This window comes from Amycolatopsis sp. NPDC051128 (assembly GCF_040682715.1).
GTDB lineage: Bacteria > Actinomycetota > Actinomycetes > Mycobacteriales > Pseudonocardiaceae > Amycolatopsis.
This window is the reverse complement of sequence record NZ_JBFBBN010000015.1, coordinates 65758-83012: the sequence shown is the minus strand read 5'-3', so window position 1 is coordinate 83012 and position 17255 is coordinate 65758. Positions and strand designations below refer to the sequence as shown.

7 protein-coding genes are annotated in these 17255 nt (G+C 72.8%); 1 reads left to right on the top strand and 6 read right to left on the bottom strand.

Going from position 1 to position 17255, the window contains the following annotated elements; all coding sequences use genetic code 11:
• Positions 1–7: 7 nt before the first annotated feature.
• On the top strand, positions 8–850 hold the full coding sequence (locus AB0M82_RS18025) for a class I SAM-dependent methyltransferase (RefSeq protein WP_364722803.1): 843 nt from the start codon (positions 8–10) through the stop codon (positions 848–850).
• On the opposite strand, the gene AB0M82_RS18020 is transcribed toward AB0M82_RS18025, so the two are convergent.
• From AB0M82_RS18020 to AB0M82_RS17995, 6 genes are read right to left on the bottom strand one after another with little or no spacing between them, the layout of a single operon-like run.
• Positions 837–2744 carry a TNT domain-containing protein gene (locus AB0M82_RS18020; protein WP_364722801.1) on the bottom strand — a complete coding sequence of 636 codons (1908 nt, stop codon included), beginning with the start codon at positions 2742–2744 and terminating at the stop codon, positions 837–839. The two genes, AB0M82_RS18025 and AB0M82_RS18020, sit on opposite strands and share 14 nt — an antisense overlap.
• A gap of 34 nt (positions 2745–2778) precedes the next feature.
• Entirely contained in the window at positions 2779–5637 is a 2859-nt protein-coding gene (locus tag AB0M82_RS18015; RefSeq protein WP_364722799.1) for an ADP-ribosylglycohydrolase family protein, read from the bottom strand.
• Between the two features lie 16 nt (positions 5638–5653).
• Positions 5654–7894 carry an ADP-ribosylglycohydrolase family protein gene (locus tag AB0M82_RS18010; RefSeq protein WP_364722797.1) on the bottom strand — a complete coding sequence of 747 codons (2241 nt, stop codon included), beginning with the start codon at positions 7892–7894 and terminating at the stop codon, positions 5654–5656.
• Entirely contained in the window at positions 7895–9310 is a 1416-nt protein-coding gene (locus AB0M82_RS18005) for a TNT domain-containing protein (protein ID WP_364722795.1), read from the bottom strand. It lies immediately after the preceding gene.
• Complete coding sequence (locus AB0M82_RS18000) at positions 9307–9756, bottom strand: hypothetical protein (RefSeq protein WP_364722793.1); 450 nt, start codon at positions 9754–9756, stop codon at positions 9307–9309. The genes AB0M82_RS18005 and AB0M82_RS18000 overlap by 4 nt, the downstream gene beginning before the upstream one ends.
• Positions 9756–17252, bottom strand: a complete 7497-nt coding sequence (locus AB0M82_RS17995; protein WP_364722791.1) for a toxin glutamine deamidase domain-containing protein — start codon at positions 17250–17252, stop codon at positions 9756–9758. Before AB0M82_RS17995 ends, AB0M82_RS18000 begins: the two co-directional genes overlap by 1 nt.
• Between the last annotated feature and the right edge of the window lie 3 nt (positions 17253–17255).

The window sequence follows — 17255 nt, the reverse complement described above, 5'->3', positions numbered from 1 at the left end:
CCGGACCATGACCTCGATCGAACTGCTCGCCGACGCCCTCGCCGCCTACCGGTCCGGTGACCGCGACCAGGCCGCCGAACTCGCCCGCCGCGCCGGGTCCCCGCTGGCCGCCGAACTGCGGATCTTCCTGGCCGGCGACACCGCGGAACCGGTGTACGACCAGCCGAGCGCGTTCACGGCGTTCATCCGCGGCGGGGGCAACGTCGAGCTCTACCGTCGGCTGAGTGACGAGCTGGCCACCCGCTACGACGCGCTGAAGCCGGATTCGCTGCTCGACCTGGGCTGCGGTGACGGCCTGGCGGTGGTGCCCGCCCTGGGCCGGGCCACGCACGTGCCGAGCCGGATCGACCTGGTCGAGCCGTCGGCCGCGCTGCTCGACGACGTCCGCGAGCGCGTGCCCGCGGCGCAGTGCTGGCAGGCGACCGCGCAGGAGTTCCTGGCCCGCGACGACCTCGGCTGGGACCTGACGCAGTCGACGTTCGCCCTGCAGTCCATCGAACCGGAGCAGCGCGTCGAGGTGCTGCGCACGCTTCAGCCGCGCACCGGGACGCTGGTGCTCGCCGAGTTCGACGTCCCCGAATTCACCGAAGGCTCACCGGAGCACCTGCGGTCACTCGTGGCTCGTTACGAGCGTGGCGTCGCCGAGTACGGCGCCGACGTCTCGCTGGTCGCGCAGGGTTTCCTGCTGCCCGTCCTGCTCGGCATCGTCTCCGGGCAGGAGCGGACGAACTGGGAGCACCCGGCCGCGACCTGGGCCGAGCAGCTGAGGACGGCGGGCTTCACCGAGGTCGGCGTCGAACCGCTCGCCGACTACTGGTGGTCGCCCGCCGTCCTGATCACAGCCTCGTGAGCGCGCCCGTCTCGAGGTGCTGGGCGACCGGCCGCGGGAGCAGATAAGCGACCCCGCCGCCCGGCATCGTGGTCCACGGCGCCATCACGCCGGTCAGCACCCGCAGCGCGCGCTGCACCCGGTAGACCCGCTTGTCGCGCTCGCGGTCGAACGCCAGCGACGTCTCGACGAACCGCGTCCCGTCGGCGTGCACCAGGTTGCCGGTCTCGTTGCCGAACCGGACGACGGTCGCGCCCGGCGCGAGCACGATCAGGCGCTTGCCGCGGTAGAAGTTCAACGGCGGTTCGCCGCGCAGCGGCAGGATCGGCCAGTCGGCCGGCTGGTCGGACTCTTCGGACGGTCGCGGCGGCAGCATCAGCAGCACGCCGAGGAGGAACCGGGCCGCGTCGCCGAGCGAGCCGAACGCCACCGGCTCGTCGGACGGCGGCCGCGACACCTCCCAGCCGTTCTCGGCGCGGCGCAGCGTCCAGACGCCCTCGGCCGGTATTTCCTTGGCGCCGATCCGGTAGGCCGCGGGCGGCACGCCGTGTTCGGCGAGCCGCTGCTGGAGCAGGTCGAGCGTCTCCGCGCCCCGCAGGTTCCGCACCGGTTCGCCGCGCGCGACCCGGGCCAGTGCGCGCTCGTCCGGCAGTTCGGCGGACGTCTGCGGCGGCCGCGGCCGGCCGAGGATCTCCGCCTCCGCCGTCGTGCGGACCAGCTCCGGGACGAACGGCGGGCGGAAGCCCATCGCGCGCGCGTGCTCCACCAGCTCCGGCTCCGGTGGCACCCCGTACTTGCGCAGGTAGTGCGGCACGGCGGCCGGCCAGATCCAGGTGCCGTCGGTGTGGAACGCGTTCGGCACGTCCGGCGGCGCGCCCGGCGGCCCGAAGAGGTCCGGCAGCGGCACCGGCCGGTGCAGCGCGACCGGCGCCCGGAACAGGTAGTCGAGCACCCCGCGGACCTGATCCGGCGGCACCGGCGGCCGGGTGACGACCGGGCGTTCGCCCTCCACGTGCGAGTCGACGGGCCGCGCCTGCCGGAACGCGACGTCCAGCGGAAGCCCGGCCTTCGCGGTGAGCCAGGCCGGCAGGTGCTTCGGCGTCCGCGGGAAGGTCGCCAGCTCCAGCTCGTAGGCGGCGGTCGACGGACGGCCGCCGTCGTTGGGCGGCACCCGCCAGTCCGGCTCGCGGTCGGCGTCGAAGTCGAAGTCGAACTGCGACGCCGAGTCGAGCGTGAACGTGCCCTGGAACCAGGTGCCGGCCTCGGCCTGGTACATCGCCGCCCGGAGCCGCGCGAAGAGCCCGCCGAGCCGTGGCACGGCGGGCAGCGACACCGACACCGGGCCGTCCTCGTCGCCGACCGCGCGGACCTCGATCTCGGAGTAGTCGCCGACCTGCCGGAACTGCGCGCCAACCCGCGACCAGCCACCGGGCACCGTGTGCAGCAGCGTCCGGCCGATGGCGCGCAGCAGCGCGTTCTGGTCACCGGTGCCCGGCCGCGGCCGCGCCTCCGGAGACTCGGTGAAGTCCAGCCGCGTCTGCCACAGCGCCGTGACCTCCTTCGCCGGCACCGTGACCGAGAAGTCGGTCAGGCCCAGCTGCGCCGCGCGGGCGGCGTCGTCGCGGACCCACCGCAGCGTCAGCTCGGGCCGCGAACCCGGCGCGACCTCGAAGAACTCGTCGTCGTATTCGCAGAAGGTGCGCAGCGTGAACGTCGACGGCACTTCGCTCGCCGGCACCACCCGCGCGGGACGCCCGTCGTGCTCCTTGTCGAAGCCTTCGGGCGCCTCTTCCTCCGGCAGCACGGACAGCAGCACGGTGCCGTCCGTGGTCGAACGCTGCGCGCGGAAGGTCCCCTCACCCCACGTCGCGTACAGACCGTCCGGGCGTTCGGCCACTTCAACCCGGTAACGCACGTTTGTCCTCCCCGTCCCCAGTGACACCGGAAACCTAGTCGACCGGGTACCGAGCGAACCACCGGTCGTCCCCGGGCGCGTCCGGGCCGAACTCGGTGAGCGCGTCGTCCGCCAGGCCGACGATGACATCGCGGAGTTCCAGCTGGTCGAGCCAGCTCCGGCGCAGGGCTTCCTCGCCGTACATCGCGCCGACGAGGTTGCCGCAGACCGAGCCGGTCGAGTCGCTGTCCCCGCTGTGGTTGACCGCCGCGAGCAACGCCGTGTCGACGTCCGTGGTGGTCAGCGCGACGTACACGGACATCGACAACGCCGTCTCGCCGACGTTCCCCTGTCCCAGCGATTCGAGCTTCTCCGGCGTCGGCGGTCCCTGCTCCGCCAGCGCCAGTGCGGCGTCGAGCGCCGTGCTCTGCTCTTCGTGACCCGCGTGCTTCACGAGCTCGGCGCGTGCGGTCGCGACCGCGTCGAACAGCGGCTTTCCGTGCAGCAGTTCGTGCACGACCACCGCGAAGCACCCCGAGGACAAGTACCCGCTCGGGTGGCCGTGGGTCAGCGCCGCGCTCTCGGCGCCGAGCCGGAAGACCTCGGCGAGGTCGTCCGACCACAGCGCGACCGGCGCCGCGCGCATCACGCCACCGCAGCCCTTCGAGTTGTTGACCGGCCGTTCGATGGTGCCCCGGACACCCGAGCGGCCGTACGCCTCCAGCTCGCCGAAGCAGGTCAGCCCCGGTGCGCGGCGGCTGAACAGCTCCTGGTGGGTGACCAGCTCGCCGTCCGGCGCCTCGACGCTCGACTGTGGTCCCCGGGCGCGGTCCCACGTGACGCCCTGGGTGTGCAGCCACCGCTGGTAGGCCATCTGCAGCGAGTGCACGACGTCGGCGGACCCCGTCCGGCGACGCTGGGCGTGCGCCCGGATCAGGGCTTCGAGTGTGAAGAGCGTCATCTGCGTGTCGTCGGTGATCCGGCCGACGCCGCCGTACGCGGGGATGAAGTCCGTGATGCCGTCCGGGCCGGCGATCTCGCGGATCCGGTCGATCGAGTCGAACTCCGTCTTCGCGCCCAGCGCGTCGCCGATCGCCCCGGCCAGCAGGCTGCCCCGCAGTCGCGATCGCAAGTGGAGTCCCTTCGGTTTCGGGGTGAACCGGCCACTCGGGTACCGGCGCTCCCAACGTGGGTGTTCCGCGGTCTCCGTCTGGAGACCGTTGCGGTTGAAATACCAGAAGACGTCGCTCGCGACGTCGTCGAGCAGGCCGAGATCGGTCAGCGAAGCCACCGACGGCAGCCCGGGGACGCCGACCCGGGCGCCGACCAGCGCCCCGGCGAGCGCGCCGGCCACCGGGCCGGACCGCGCGGCGAGCGTCATCGCCGCCGCCGGGTCGTGGCCGCGCTTGGCCGCGGCGAACAGCGCCCGGCCGAGCACCGACCGCACGCCGCGGCCGTCGCCGATGCTTTCGAGCTGCGTGACGTCGTCGGCGTCGCGGTCCTCGCGCAGCGCCAGCGTCGACGTCGCGAGCTCGCCGCCCACTTCCCGCAGGCGGACGTGCACCGGCAGCGCGAACGTCTCGCGGGTGAGCAGGGCCTGGAACAACGCCACCAGCAGGTCGACGCCCTCGGTGACCTCCGCGCCGGCGGCGCTGCCGGTCAGTTCGCGGGCGACGTCTTTCGCGTACCGCTCGCCGTCGACGTCCGCGAGGGCCACCGCGCCGGCCGGTGCCGCCGCCAACGCCGTGGCCAGCAGCGCGGAGAACTCGGCGGGCGCGGGACCCGCGTGCCGGGTCGCGACGGCGAGCCAGCCCGCCGGGTCCGGCTCGGGCAGCGTCGCCGGCACCTCGCCGGTCGGCACCGGCGGCAGGCCGCGCAGCACCGAGCTGGTGTGGAACAGCAGGTGCCGGGTCAGCCCGCCCATCGGCAGCGGACCCGCCGGGTCGGCGCCGCCGCCCAGCGCGTCACCGATCGCGAAGCCGACGTACGCGCCGACGATCCGGTGCCACGCGAACCGCCCGGCCAGCGTGCCGGAGGCGGAGAACTTCCCGAACGTCCACGGCACCGGCCGCGGGCGGGCGTCCTCGTCCACGTGCGCGATGAGGCCGTTCGCGCCCAGGTCGGCGGGCCACACCGGCTCCTGGCCAGCCCGGCGCCGGACGCCGTTGCGGTACTGCCAGGCGAACCCGCGCAGGTACCGGACGCACTCTTCGGGCGTCAGTTCGAAATGGTGGTCGCGGGCGTGGTCGACCGCGTACCGCAGGTGCCGTTCCAGCAGGTCAGGAGGCTCGACGCCGAACTCCGCGACCAACCCGGGCAGCGCCTCGGCGACCTCCGGCCCGGCTTCCGGCGCGGGTTCCCCGATCAGGGGCCGGGGCTCGGTGCCGTCGCGGAACTCGGCCAGCTCGGTCGCCGTGAGACTCCGGACCAGGCCGGTGCCGGGGTCGAGCGTCAGCCCGGACGACGGGTGGTGGGCCAGCAGCTCGCGGACCGGCACGCGCCAGCGGTGCGGGTACCGCCCGGGCACCTTCGCCGACGAGCTGTACGCGATGACCTCGCGCCCGCCCGTGCCGGGAACCGGCCGCACCAGCGGTTCGCCCTCCGGCAAGGGCACCAGGACCTCGCAGTCCAGCAGGGCGCGGACGAACTCGGCGCGGCTGATCCAGTTCGCGCCGAGGTAGTTCAGCAGCTTTTCGGCGTCGGTCGCCGGCACCGGAAACCCGTGCCAGACCGGGCCGGGCCGGTACTGGTCGTTGACCCGGCGGGGGCCCGTCGGCTCCCCGAACAGCGTGTACTGCGCCCAGCCGCGGATGGCGCGCACCGGGATGCCGAGGCCGGGAAACGCCTTTTCGTCGAACTCCGGGTCGACGTCGGGGCGCCACTCGACGAAGCCGTCGGCTTCCGCTTCTTCCATTCTCCCCATCCTCGCGCTAATGCCGCGGGTATCGCTCGATCCACGCCTCACCCAGCGCGCTCAGCGCCGAGTGCCGGTCGAAGTGCCAGTAGGCGTCCGAAGCGACGTTCTCGACCAGGTACCGCAGCTCCAGCTGGTCGACCCACTTCTGCGGCAGCCCGGGAATCCCGGTGCGCGCGCCGAGCAGGGCCCCGGTGATCGCCCCGGTCAGCGCGCTGCGCCCGGAGTGGTTCACCGCGCGAAGCAGGGCCTGCTCCGGGTAGTTCTCGAAGCCGGACAGCGCGGCGAAAGCGCGTCCGAGCACCGAGAGCGTGGTCTTGCCGTCGCCGATCAGCTCGGGCATCCGCAGGTCGGGCAGCCCGTGCTCGCCGAAGAACGGCACCGACTCCGCGACCATCTCCGCGATCGCCGTCCACTCCGGACCCTGCTGGAACTGGTTGTCCGGGTTGAGCACCTCACGGCTGGTGTTCCAGATCGGGAAGCTGAACGCCTCCTTGGTCAGCGCGTGCTCGAACAGCCAGGTCAGATAGGTCGCGGCGGCCAGGTCGGGCTCACTGGGGTGCGTGACGCCGGCGAGGTCGCGCACCGCCTGGCGCGCGCCACCGCTGAGCCCGCTGCCGGGCCCGGCCATGGTCAGCGCGGCCGGCAAGGCGGGGATCAGCGCGGCCGGGCCGGTCAACGGCGCGCCCGCCGCACCGGTCGCGAGCTGGTGGTAGGCGTTGAGCTCGGCGTCGTCGGCGTCGCGCCGGGCGTGCAGGTCCGGGACCTGCACGAGCCAGCCGTCCGGATTGTCCATCGGCGCGCCTTGGGTGCGCAGCCAGCGCTGCAGCGCCCCGCGGACGACGCCGGGGAAGAGCTGCTCGGCTTCCCGGGATTCCGGCTGCTCGCGGTGCGGGCTGCGGATCGCGGCTTCGGTGTAGAACAGCAGCCGCTGCGTCAGCGAGCCGATCCGGCCCGGCTGGTCGAACGCCTGGACCAGGTCGGTGACGCCCTCGATGCCGAACTTCGTGTGGATGTCGTGCAACGGCATCCGGTCGACGGCCGCGCCGAGGGCCTCCCCGAGCGCGAAGCCGACGTACGCGCCGGTGACGCGTTGCCAGCCGTAGCGGAAGCCCTCGACCTCACGCTCGAAGTACTTGCCGAACGTGTCCAGCCGCGGCACCGTGCGTCCGGTGTTGTCGTAGGCCGGGGACAGGCCGTTCGCGCGCAGGTCGTTGGGCTTGCTGCGCGGCGGCTCCGGCATGTCCATCCGCTTCAGCCACGACGCGCCGAGCACGGTCTTCGCGCACTCCTCGGCGGTCAGCTCGAAGCCCCGCCTGCGGGCCTTCTCGGCCGCCAGGAGCGGCGGCTTCACCGGGTCCGGCAACCCCATCCGGGCCGCGGTCTCGGTGGCGACGCGGATCAGATCCTCCTCGGCCTCCGGGCAGCGGCCGTGCACGTCGACGCGCGGCTCGTGCCGCGGGAACCGCTGGACGATCTCCGCGAGCTCGCCGCTGGCGACGTCCTCGATGGTCGTCGGGCCGCCGTTGATCACCAGGTTCGGCGGGTGCTCGAACTCGGCCAGCGTCGCGACGTCGACCTTCCACCAGCCGTGCTCGCGCGAGGGCAGGTGCCGGGTGGAGCTGAACACCTTGAGCTCGTTGCGTTCCTCGGCGAAGTAGAACCGGTCGGTCTTGCCCGTCTCCAGGTCGAGCGGGACGAACACCTCACAGCGGATCAGCCCGATGAGCAGCAGCTCGCGCGTCAGCCAGCCGACGCTGGCGAACGACAGCAGCGTCTCGAGCGTGTTGTCCGGCTTCGGGTAGCCGCGGCGGATCGGGCCCGCCTTGTACTCGGGGTTCTCGCGCTCCTCGCCGGTCTGGTTGCCGTCGGCGTCGACCTTCACCCAGCCCGCGACGGCCTGCAGCGGCACGCCCAGCTCACCGAGGCCGGCCTTCACGTACTCGGGGTCGACGACCTCGCGCCAGTTCTCCTGGCCGGGGAACGCCACCGGCACCGACAGCCCGCCGGGGTGTGGGTGCGCCTGGCGCAGCTCGCCGTCCGGCTCGCGGACGACGACCGACGGCGGCGGGAAGATCTCCTTCTCCGGCCGGCCCTCGTCGAGGAACGCGATGGTGTTGTAGGGCACCGACCAGCCCTCGGGGATGCGCAGCACCTTTTCGGTGTCCACCCGGAGCCCGGCGGGACCGGAGACGTCCGGGCCGTGCACCGCGCGCAGCCACTGGCCGACCTTGGCAATCGCTTCCGCCGCTTCCACCTACTCGATCCTCTCCAGGCTTCCGTCGGACTCGTGCTCGGCGATCGTCTTCGGCAACACGAAGGCCACCGCGCCACCCGGCAGGTTCGCCCACGGAACCGTGATGCCGGTGATCACGTGCAGGGGGCGTCTCAGCCGGTAGCTCCGCCGCACCCGCTCCCGTTCGAGCGGCAGCGACGTCGTGGCGAACCGTACCTCCCCGTGGTGGACGAGGTTGCCGGGTTCCTCGCCGAAGCGCAGGACGACCGTACCCGCCACCAACCGCGTGATGCGCTTGTTGCGGAGCAGGGTGAGGGGAGGCTCACCCGGAGCCGGGTGGACCGGCCAGTCGTCGAGCTCCTTCGCCGTCTCCAGCGGGGTTTCGTGGCCGGCGGTCATCCGGGCGGGGTGCAGCAGCAGCGCCCCGAGCAACTGCTGGGCGGCGTCTTCGAGCCGCTCGAAGTACTTCGGCTCGCGGGGTCGTCCGCCGGCGTAGGCCGCCACCTCCCAGCCGTCGGAGGTGTAGTTGAGGCACCACGTGCCGTCCGCTCGCGCCCCGACGCGGTAGGCCTCCGGCCACACCCCGTGTTCGCCCAGCCGCTGCACCAGCACGATCAGCAGCTCGTCGTCGGCGAGTTTCGGATCCGGCGTGGTCTCCAGCTCGGCGACGACGTCACCGACGGTCTTCTTCACGTCGGCGCGGCTCGGCTTCGGCCGCGGCTTGCCCAGCAGGTCCGCTTCGGCGGTCCGCCGGACCAGCGGCTCGACGTACGGCGGCTGGAAGCGGTGGCGGCGGATGTGCGCGACCAGGTCCGGCTCGGGCGGCACACCGTGGTCCGCGAGGAGGTCCGGCACCGCCGCGGACCAGATCCAGGTGCCGTCGGTGTGGAACCGCTCGTCGTCTTCTTCGTGGACGACGGCTTCGCGCTCGAGGTACTGCAGCACGAGCGGCACCTCGGTGTCGGTCAGCGGCGGCCGCTCGACGTCCGGTCCGCCCGGGTCCGCGTGCCGGAACACCACGCCCAGGGGTAGCTGCGCGCGGAGCCGCCACCAGTCGGGGATGTGCTCGTCGGTCCGCGGGAACTCGGCGAGCTCCTCCGGGTAGGCCGCCGATGCCGGTGGTTCCGTCCACAGCGGATCGTCGTCGAGCGCGAAGTCGAAGTCGAAGGTGCCGTCCGGGTCGAGCGTGAACCGCGCCTGCAGCCAGGTGCCGCGGCCCTCGGCGTACATCCCGGCACGCAGTTCGGTGAAGAGGTCGGCCAGTTCGTCCGGTGTGGCCGTGTTGTGTCCCTCGATCTCGCTGTATTTCCCGACCTGCCGGAAGTCGACGGCGGCGGGCCCGGCGGCGTCGGCCCGGTGTTCGCGGACGAGCTTTCCCAGCCGCACCAGGACGGCGCGCTGCTCTTCGGGCGAAAGTCGATGTTCCACGTGAATCATTGCCCCGCGTTGAACCGGCTGGTCACCGTGAACGACGGCGGCTCACCGGCGGCGATCCGAGCGGCCTCGTCTTCCCACATCTTGAAGGTGCGCTTCTGGAGCGCGTGGACCAGCGCGGTCTCCTGCTTGGTCCGGCTGCGCCCCTCCCGGAAAGCGACGGCGTCGATGCCTTTGATGGTGTCGTAGAGCGCGAAGATCGGGCCGTCGCCGGAGAGGTAGTGGCTCCGCTCGATCTCCGTCTCGTGGATGAACTTCTCTTCGCTGAGGGGACCGTCGATGTGCGACTCGGTCATGGCGCGCATGACCTCGCGAATGTGGCTGCTGTCCTGAACGAAGAAGCCGGTTGTCAAGTCGAGGAGTGTGCCCACCAAGCCACCGTTCGGTGCCGAGTCGATCCGGTAGGTCTGGGCGTAGTACTTGTAGAACCTGGGGGTCCGAACGGCCATCAGGTGCTCTCCTCGGATGTCAGTCCCCGCCGGAACGCTTCCTCGAAACGGCCTCGGACCTGGTCGGTCAACGCCGCGTCGAGGGCTGCCTCTTCCGGCGAGAGGAAGCCCTCGCGGCCTTCCTTCTTGCTGAAGGTCTCGAAGTCCCGCCGCACCTCGTAGAGCGCGTGCTCGTACGACGCGACGTCGTCGATGTGCGTCAGGTGCAGCCGCAGCTCGGCCACGTGACCGTTCGGCAGCCGGACGTTCAGCTGCAGATCCCGGTACCCGCTGTCCTGGGGGTCGGCGAGCCGATCCGAGAACTTGACGATCGTGAGCTCGGGATCGCCGCGCACGGCGTCGAGTGCCCGGTACATGTCCGCCACCCGCTCGAACTGGATCTTGGCGCCGACCAGGTCGGTCAGTCGCGAGCCATCCCAGCCGTACTTCGCGATCTTCGCCAGCGCTCGTACGTCGTCCTTCGGCTCCGGTCGGAACCCCGGGTGGCCGTCGGTCTCACCGGCGATCCGCTCGGTGATGCGGTTCAGCGTGCCCTGGGTCTCGGGCCAGCGCTCGCGTTCCTCGGCGACCCATTGCTTGCAGTACTCCGGATCGCCGGCCCGGCTCAGGTCGAAACTCGCGTGCCGCCGCAGCTCGTCTTCGGCCTCTCCGGCGATCTCCGCTACCCCGTCGGAGATCTCCGCCTGCTCCGGGGTTGGGTCGAACGGCTCGACCCCCTGGTGTTCGACGTCGTCGATGACGCTGTAGCCCCGCTCGTTCACCTCGTGGACAGCGTCCTCGAGGATCGGGATCGCCTCGGGGTGTTTGAGCAGGCTGGCCAGTGTCTTCGGGTTGTCCAGCAGCGAGCGCGTCAAGTAGTCGTTGCCCGGGTCCGACAGCAGCCGCACCAAGCCGGGGTGTTCGCCCAGGTGCGCGCGGATGTAGTCGGCGTCCGCGTGCCCGTCGAGTGCCGCGGCGACGTCGTCCCTGGCCAGGAAGGCGTCGTGTGGTGCTGCCGAGCCGTAGCCGCCGTGGCTCTCGCCGGCGCCGTGCTCGGGCTGGACGTGCACCTCGTCCGGCGTGCCGACGTGCATCAGCTTGATGCTCTTCGGCGGCTGCGGCAGGTGCATGAGGTCGCCGGACTGCGGGTCGATGAACGCGACGCCGTCGCGGGTGTGCACGACCATCGCCACGTGCCCGTACTCGACCCCGTTCGGGCCTTCGTACTTCACCGCGACCACGGCGTGGTGGTCGAGCGGCCTGTCCCGCATCTCGCGGATGACGTCGTCGTAGCTGCCGCGCGCGGAGAACGTCTCGCCGAACCGGCCCTCGAGGTGTTCGAGCGTGCCGCGGCTGCCCATCTCGTGCGGGAGAAGCGGTTCGGCCGTCATGTCACCGCCGCGCTGCCGGTCCAGATAGGCCTCGGGTCCGCGCGTGCAGTTCGTCATGTACCCGTTTTCGAAGGCGCCGGGCTGGTGGAAGCCCGGGTTGACGTCGCGCAGGTGCGGGTGCCGGTCCTGGACGTAGGCCGCGCGCTCGGACGGCGTCGTCCCGCCGGCGTGGATGGCCGGTTCGGCGGGCGGGTTCGTCGCCCGCGCCAGGCGCGAGTAGTCGTGCGTCGGCTCGGGGATCGGCGGTGCTTCGGCGGGGCTCTCGTCGATGGTGTCGTGGACCGACGGTTGCTCCGCCGACGGGGCGACGTGCTCCGGATCGCCGAAGCCGCCGAGGCGTTCCATCAGCGCGGCCTGCCTGCGCCGTTCGAACTCGGCCGCGTTGTGGTCGTTCTCGGCGCGCCGCTCGGCCATCTTCTGCTGCGCGGCTTCGGGGTCGAGGTAGCGCGGGTGGCCGGGCCCGATCTCCTCGGCCTCGATCACCCACTTGCGACGGCCCTCGGGCGTGATCTCGAGCCGCTTGTCGTGCACCAGCAGCTGCGTGCCGGGCGGCGACAGCGACTCGCGCTCGCCCGGGTTCTCGGCGAGCTTCGAGATGTCGCGGACGTTGTCCGACCGGACGTGCAGCTCGACGTCATCGCCGAACTTCGTGGTGGCGAACTCGCTGGTCTTGATCGAAGCGCTGGAGAACGCGGGCTCGACGACGACCGCGCCCGGCTCGTACGGCCCGGCGACGAGCTCGGCCAGCCGCGGGTCACCGCCGACGTCGATGCCGCGGATGGTCTCGCCGGACTCGCGCGGGACCTGGTTGAGGCCGTCGGTGATCGCGCGGGTGTTCTCCTGCGCGAGGTCGAACCCGGGGTGGCCAGGGCCGCGGCGCAGGGCTTCGTTGACGTCGTAGGCGTACTCGCCGCGGGTGTAGCCGTGGACCGCGACGGCGCCTTCGTCGGTGAGGGGCATGCCGGCGGCGTCCCGGCGGGCCAGTGCGCGGTCGTGGATGTCCTGGTAGATGTGCTCGTCGCCGACCGCGCGGCGGATGCTCTCGTGGTCGGCCGGGGTGCCGCGGTGTTCGCCGTCGAAGAGGTAGCCCTCGTCGTGCGCCACGCGTTCGGGCGTCGGGTTGAGCCGGTCGGCGATGCCCTGGTGAGGTGTTTCCCCGGGCGTTTCCCCGCCACCGAGGGGCAGTTCGCGGATCCCGGTGGCATCGGGCGGCAGCTCGGCGAGCCGACCGGTCATGGGGTCGGCGAACACGACGCCGTGCTCGGTGTGGACGGCGGCGACCAGCCGCGACTCGCCGTTGACGTGCTCGAACGCGACGGCCGTCCGCGCGCCGACGGGCCGTTCGCCGAGTTCGCGGGCGACGTCGTCGAAGCTGCCCCGGCCGCTCCACTGCCCGCCGAGCTGCTCGCTGACGTGCGCGGGGCTCTGACCGCGTGACGGCGCCGAGGTGACGTCTTCGCCGTTCATCCGCCGCTCGAAGGCGACCATCGACTCGGCGGCGTTGGTCCGGAAACCGTTTTCGAGGGCGTCCGGGCCGTAGTGGTTGCGGGTGTTGACCGAGCCCAGCTCGGGGACGGCGTCGCGGACGAGGCGGGCGTGCTGCTGCGGCGTCTCGACGGACCCGGCGTGCAGCACGGGTGGACCGCCGGGCGTGAGCGGCTCGGCGAGCCGGGACCAGCCGCCCTCGGGCTCGCCGGTGGCCGGCACGCGCCGCACGGGCGGCGGCGGCGCGTCCTCGGGGTCGAAGCCGAGCAGCTTGGACATGTCGCCGGTCGGCTTGAGGTGGGGATGCTCGGCGTAGAACTGCTCGAGCTCTTCGTCCGCTTCGCGCTGGAAGCGTTCCTCGTCGGCGCGCTCCTGGGCCCGGCGTTCTTCGATCGCGCGCCGGGCATCGGCTTCGCCGAGGTGCCGCGGATCGCCCGCGGTGACCTCCTCGGCGTGCACGATCCACTGCGGCTCGCCACGCCGGTGGTTCGGGTGCTCGGGGTGCCCGGGGCCCATTTCGACGCCGGTGATCGCGAACTGCGACCCGGCCTTGAAGAGGACTTCGCGTTCGCGCCCGATGCTGGCCATCGACTCGACGTCCCGGCCGGACCTGGAGTCGATCCGCATCTCGACCTCGCCGGGGAAGGTGCTGCGCGGGTGCTCCGCGTCGACCTTCGACGAGCTGAGGAACGACGGTTCGGTGATGTGCGCGCCCTCGTGGAACCGCCCGAGGAAGGCCTGCAACCGCGCGGGATCCCCGGCGAAGTCGATCCGCCGCGACACGGTCCCGACGTGCGGCGGCATCTCGTTCAGCCCGGAGACGAGCGCCCCGGCCTGCGGCGCGAGGTCGACGAGTTCGGGGCCGCCCATCCGCAGCGCCCGGTTGAGCGGGCCGACCATTTCGTAACGCGTGTAGGCGTGCACGGCGAACGCCCCGGCGTCGGACATGCCGGGGTGGAACTCGTCGCGCCGGGCGAGCGCCTCCCGCCGGACCTGCTCGTGGCGCCACTCGCCGGTCTCCAGGCTCTGCCGCCCGGAGTCCATGAAGGTGTCTTCGATCCGCCGAACTCCACCGGGATCATCGGTGTGGAAGTGCTCGTCGGCGAGGTAGGGCTCGTGCGGCGCGTCGTGCTGTCCGTGCTCACCGGATGGTTCATCGGCGTGCTCGGCTTGGTGTTCTTGGTCAGGGGTTTGCTCGGCAGGTCGCTCCGGCGTGGGGGCGTGTTCGGCCGTGGGTGTGTTCGGCTCCGCCGGGCGTTCCTGCGTCGGCGTGTGTTCGGTGGCGGGTGTCTGGTCGGCGGGCCGTTCCTGCGCTGGTGTGTGCTCGGTGGCGGCCGTGCTCGGGTGCGCCTGTGCGGGTGCTTGTTCGACGGGTCGTTCGGTGGCGGGCGTCTGGTCGGCAGGCCGCTCCTGCCTAGGAGCGTGTTCGGCCGTGGGCGCGTTCAGCTCCGCCGGGTGCTCTCCCGTTGGGCGTTCCTGCGTCGGTGTGTGTTCGGTGGCGGGTGCCTGCGCCGCAGGTCGCTCCTGCGCGGGCGTGTGCTCGGTGGCGGGCGTCTGGTCGGCAGGCCGTTCCTGCGCGGGGGTGTGTTCGGCCGTGGGCGGGTTGTCGAGCGGTCGCTCGGGCGGCGGCCCGACCGGACGTTCCGGTGCCGGGGCCTGCTGGGCCATCGGCCGTTGTGCCGGCGGCTGCTCGGGCGCACGATCCATCGGCCGCGGCTGGTCGAACGGCGTCGGGGGCAGGTGCTCCCGAGGCGGACCGAACCGTGGCGGCGGGACCTGCGGCGGCCCGGCCGGGCGGGGCGGACCCAGGCGCGGGTCGTGTGGTGGCATCGGCGGGCGACCGCCCGGCGGGGGCGGCATCGGTGGCCGTCCGCCCGGGCCCTGCGGGCCGTGCGGCTGGTTCGGATATCCCGCCGGGCGCTGCCCACCGGGCATCGGCGGACGCTGCCCACCCGGAGGCGCCATCGGCGGCGGCATCCGGCGCGGATCGTTCGGGTGCAGCCCACCTTGCGGCGGCTGGCCACCGTGTGGCGGTTGCGCACCGTGGGGTGGCTGGGCACCGTGCGGCGGGTGCCCACCGTGCGGCGGTTGGCCACCGTTCGGGTGCAGCCCACCCTGTGGCGGTTGCCCACCTTGGGGTGGTTGGCCACCTTGAGGTGGCTGGGCACCGTGGGGTGGCTGGCCACCGTGTGGCGGCTGCGCACCCGGCGGTGTCTGGCCACCCTGCAGCGGCTGGCCACCCTGTGGCGGTTGCCCACCTAGCGGTGGTTGGCTCCCCTGCGGCGGTTGCCCACCGTGCGGCGGCTGGCCACCGTTCGGGTGCAGCCCACCCTGTGGCGGCTGGCCACCGTGGGGCGGCTGGCCGCCCAGCGGCGGCTGCCCAGCCCTTGGGGCCAGCCCACCAGGCGGTTGCTGCCCCGGGGTGGGTGGTTGCCCACCAGGCGGTTGCTGGCCACCTCTCGGGGGCAGACCACCAGGAGTTTGCTGCCCACCCTGCGGCACCGGTCCGCCCGGCCGGACCGGCGGCTGCCCGCCGGGCCGGACCGGCGGTTGTCCACCCGATGAGGTCGGCGACGGCCCACCCGGCCATTGACCACCCTGAAGCATCCGGCGCGGGTCCTGCGGCGGGACCTGTCGCGGCTGCTCGTGCGGTGGCTGCCCACCCCGCGGCGGCATCGGCGCCGGCCCGCCCGGGCGCGGACCCGGGCCACCGCCGTTCGGCATTCCCCCGGGCGGCGGTGGCGTGAACCCGCCCGCCGGCGGCGTCTGCTGCGGCGACGGACCGCCGTTCTGGAACGGCGCCGGCCCCGCGTCCGCGGCGAACGGCTGGCTCGGGCCGCCGCTGAACCCGGCCGCCCCGACGTTGTCCTGCGGACGTCCGCCGCTCTGCCGGCCCGCCTCCGGGCCGAACCCCGGCTGGGCCATGCCGTAGCCGCCCTGTGAAGAGCTGTGCGGCGCGCCACCGGACGACCCCGCTCCCATCGGCGGCGGCGCGGATCCGCCGGCGGTCTGGCCCGGCGCCGAAGCCGCCGGGGCCTGGTGGCCCTCGGGCTGCTGCGCGACTGGACGTTCCGCCTGCTGAACGGGGTCGGAACTCCCCCGCGGCGCCTCGGGCGCGCGGTGCTCGGAGGCCTGCTGAGGTTCGGCCGCGGAGTGTCGTGGCTCGGCGGTCTGGCGTTCCTGGTCCGGGCGGTGCTCGGAAGTGGGCGGTGGCTCGTCCGCGGTGGGCCGCGAGCCGACGGTCTGCCGCTCCGGCTCCTGGCTCGGCGCGCTCTCCGCGCGGTGCTCGGAGGTCGCCCGCGGTTCGTCCGCGGTGTGCCGTGGCTCGGCGGACTGGCGTTCCTGGCTCGGCGCGTCGTCCGCGCGGTGCTGCGGTTCGGGTTCCCGCCGGACCTCCGGCTCGGAGTCCGTCCGCGCTTCCGGCCGGGACGACGCCTCGGGTTCCGACGCCGCGCCCCGTGGTTCCTCACCCCGCGACTCGGGTTCCGAGGACGGTTCCCGCCGCGACTGAGGCTCTTCCCCTCGCGACTCGGGTTCCGAAGTCGGCTCCCCTCGCGACTCGGGTTCCGAAGCCGGCTCCCCGCGCGACTCAGGCTCACTCCGCGACTCGGGTTCCGACGAAGAATCCGGCTCCGACCCGCCGGGCTCCCCGCCCCCGTCCGGCTCCGTCCGCGGGATGTTCGCCTCGTGAACCGAGTTCAGCTGCTCCTTGGCGCCCCCGACGGCACCCCCGACCGCCCCACTGGACGCTCCGGTCAGCAGCTGCTCCGGCGTCAGCGACCCGAGGTCACCTGTGACGGCGGCCTGCCCGACCGTCTGCGCCACGCCCTCGACCGCTCCCCGCGCCCCCGCGCGCATGGCCGCGTCCGCGATCTGGCCGCCGGCGCTGTGTGACAGCCCTTCGGTCGCGCCACGTCCGATGGCTCCGCTCCCCGCGCCGACCACTCCGCCGACCGCGCCCGAAATCGCCGCGTCCGTCGTCTTGGCGAAGTCCCAGCTCTGGCGATCGCCCTTGGCGATCTGCAGGCCCTGGATGCCCGCGTCCATCCCGAGGTTGATGGCCTCGTTCTTGAGGATCTCCATGCCGATCTTCTTGAGACCCTGCTTGAGCAGCTTCTCCAGCAGCTCCTTGGCGACCTGCTTGAACCCCTGCTGGGCGAGCTTCTCGAGCAGCTGCCGGAACAGCATCTGCACGGTCATCCGGGTGGCGATCTGCGCAGGCGCGATGCCCGCCGTCGAGCCGCCGAACGTCACCGCGGCCGCCGCGATCATCGCCGCGATCTGGGCGGCCAGCACGATCAGCGAGATGATGATCATGTACTTCGTGTACTCGACGTCCAGCGCGGTCTGGTCGCACGAGTCGCCCAGTGCTTTCGTCGCGTCGGCCAGCTGCTTGAAGTAGGCCTCGTCGCCCTCGACGAACTTCTTCCACTGCTCCGCGAACGCGTCGGCGCCGTCGCCGGTCCAGTTGTCGCGGATCCCGCCGGCCGCCTGGTTACCCGCTTCCGAAGCCGGCGCGATCGCCGAGGACGCCGTGTGCCACGCGTCGCGCAGCGCGCGCAGCTTGGTCTCGTCGCCCTCGGGCCAGCTCTCTCCGACGACGATCGGCAGCAGCCACTTGACCGCGTCGGGCATCTCCATACC

Bases quoted from the DNA above. Each gene is read 5' to 3' on its own strand.
- AB0M82_RS18025 (WP_364722803.1), top strand. From the start codon at position 8: ATGACCTCGATCGAACTGCTCGCCGACGCCCTCGCCGCCTACCGGTCC.
- AB0M82_RS18015 (WP_364722799.1), bottom strand. From the start codon at position 5,637: ATGGAAGAAGCGGAAGCCGACGGCTTCGTCGAGTGGCGCCCCGACGTC.
- AB0M82_RS18005 (WP_364722795.1), bottom strand. From the start codon at position 9,310: ATGATTCACGTGGAACATCGACTTTCGCCCGAAGAGCAGCGCGCCGTC.
- AB0M82_RS18000 (WP_364722793.1), bottom strand. From the start codon at position 9,756: ATGGCCGTTCGGACCCCCAGGTTCTACAAGTACTACGCCCAGACCTAC.
- AB0M82_RS17995 (WP_364722791.1), bottom strand. From the start codon at position 17,252: ATGGAGATGCCCGACGCGGTCAAGTGGCTGCTGCCGATCGTCGTCGGA.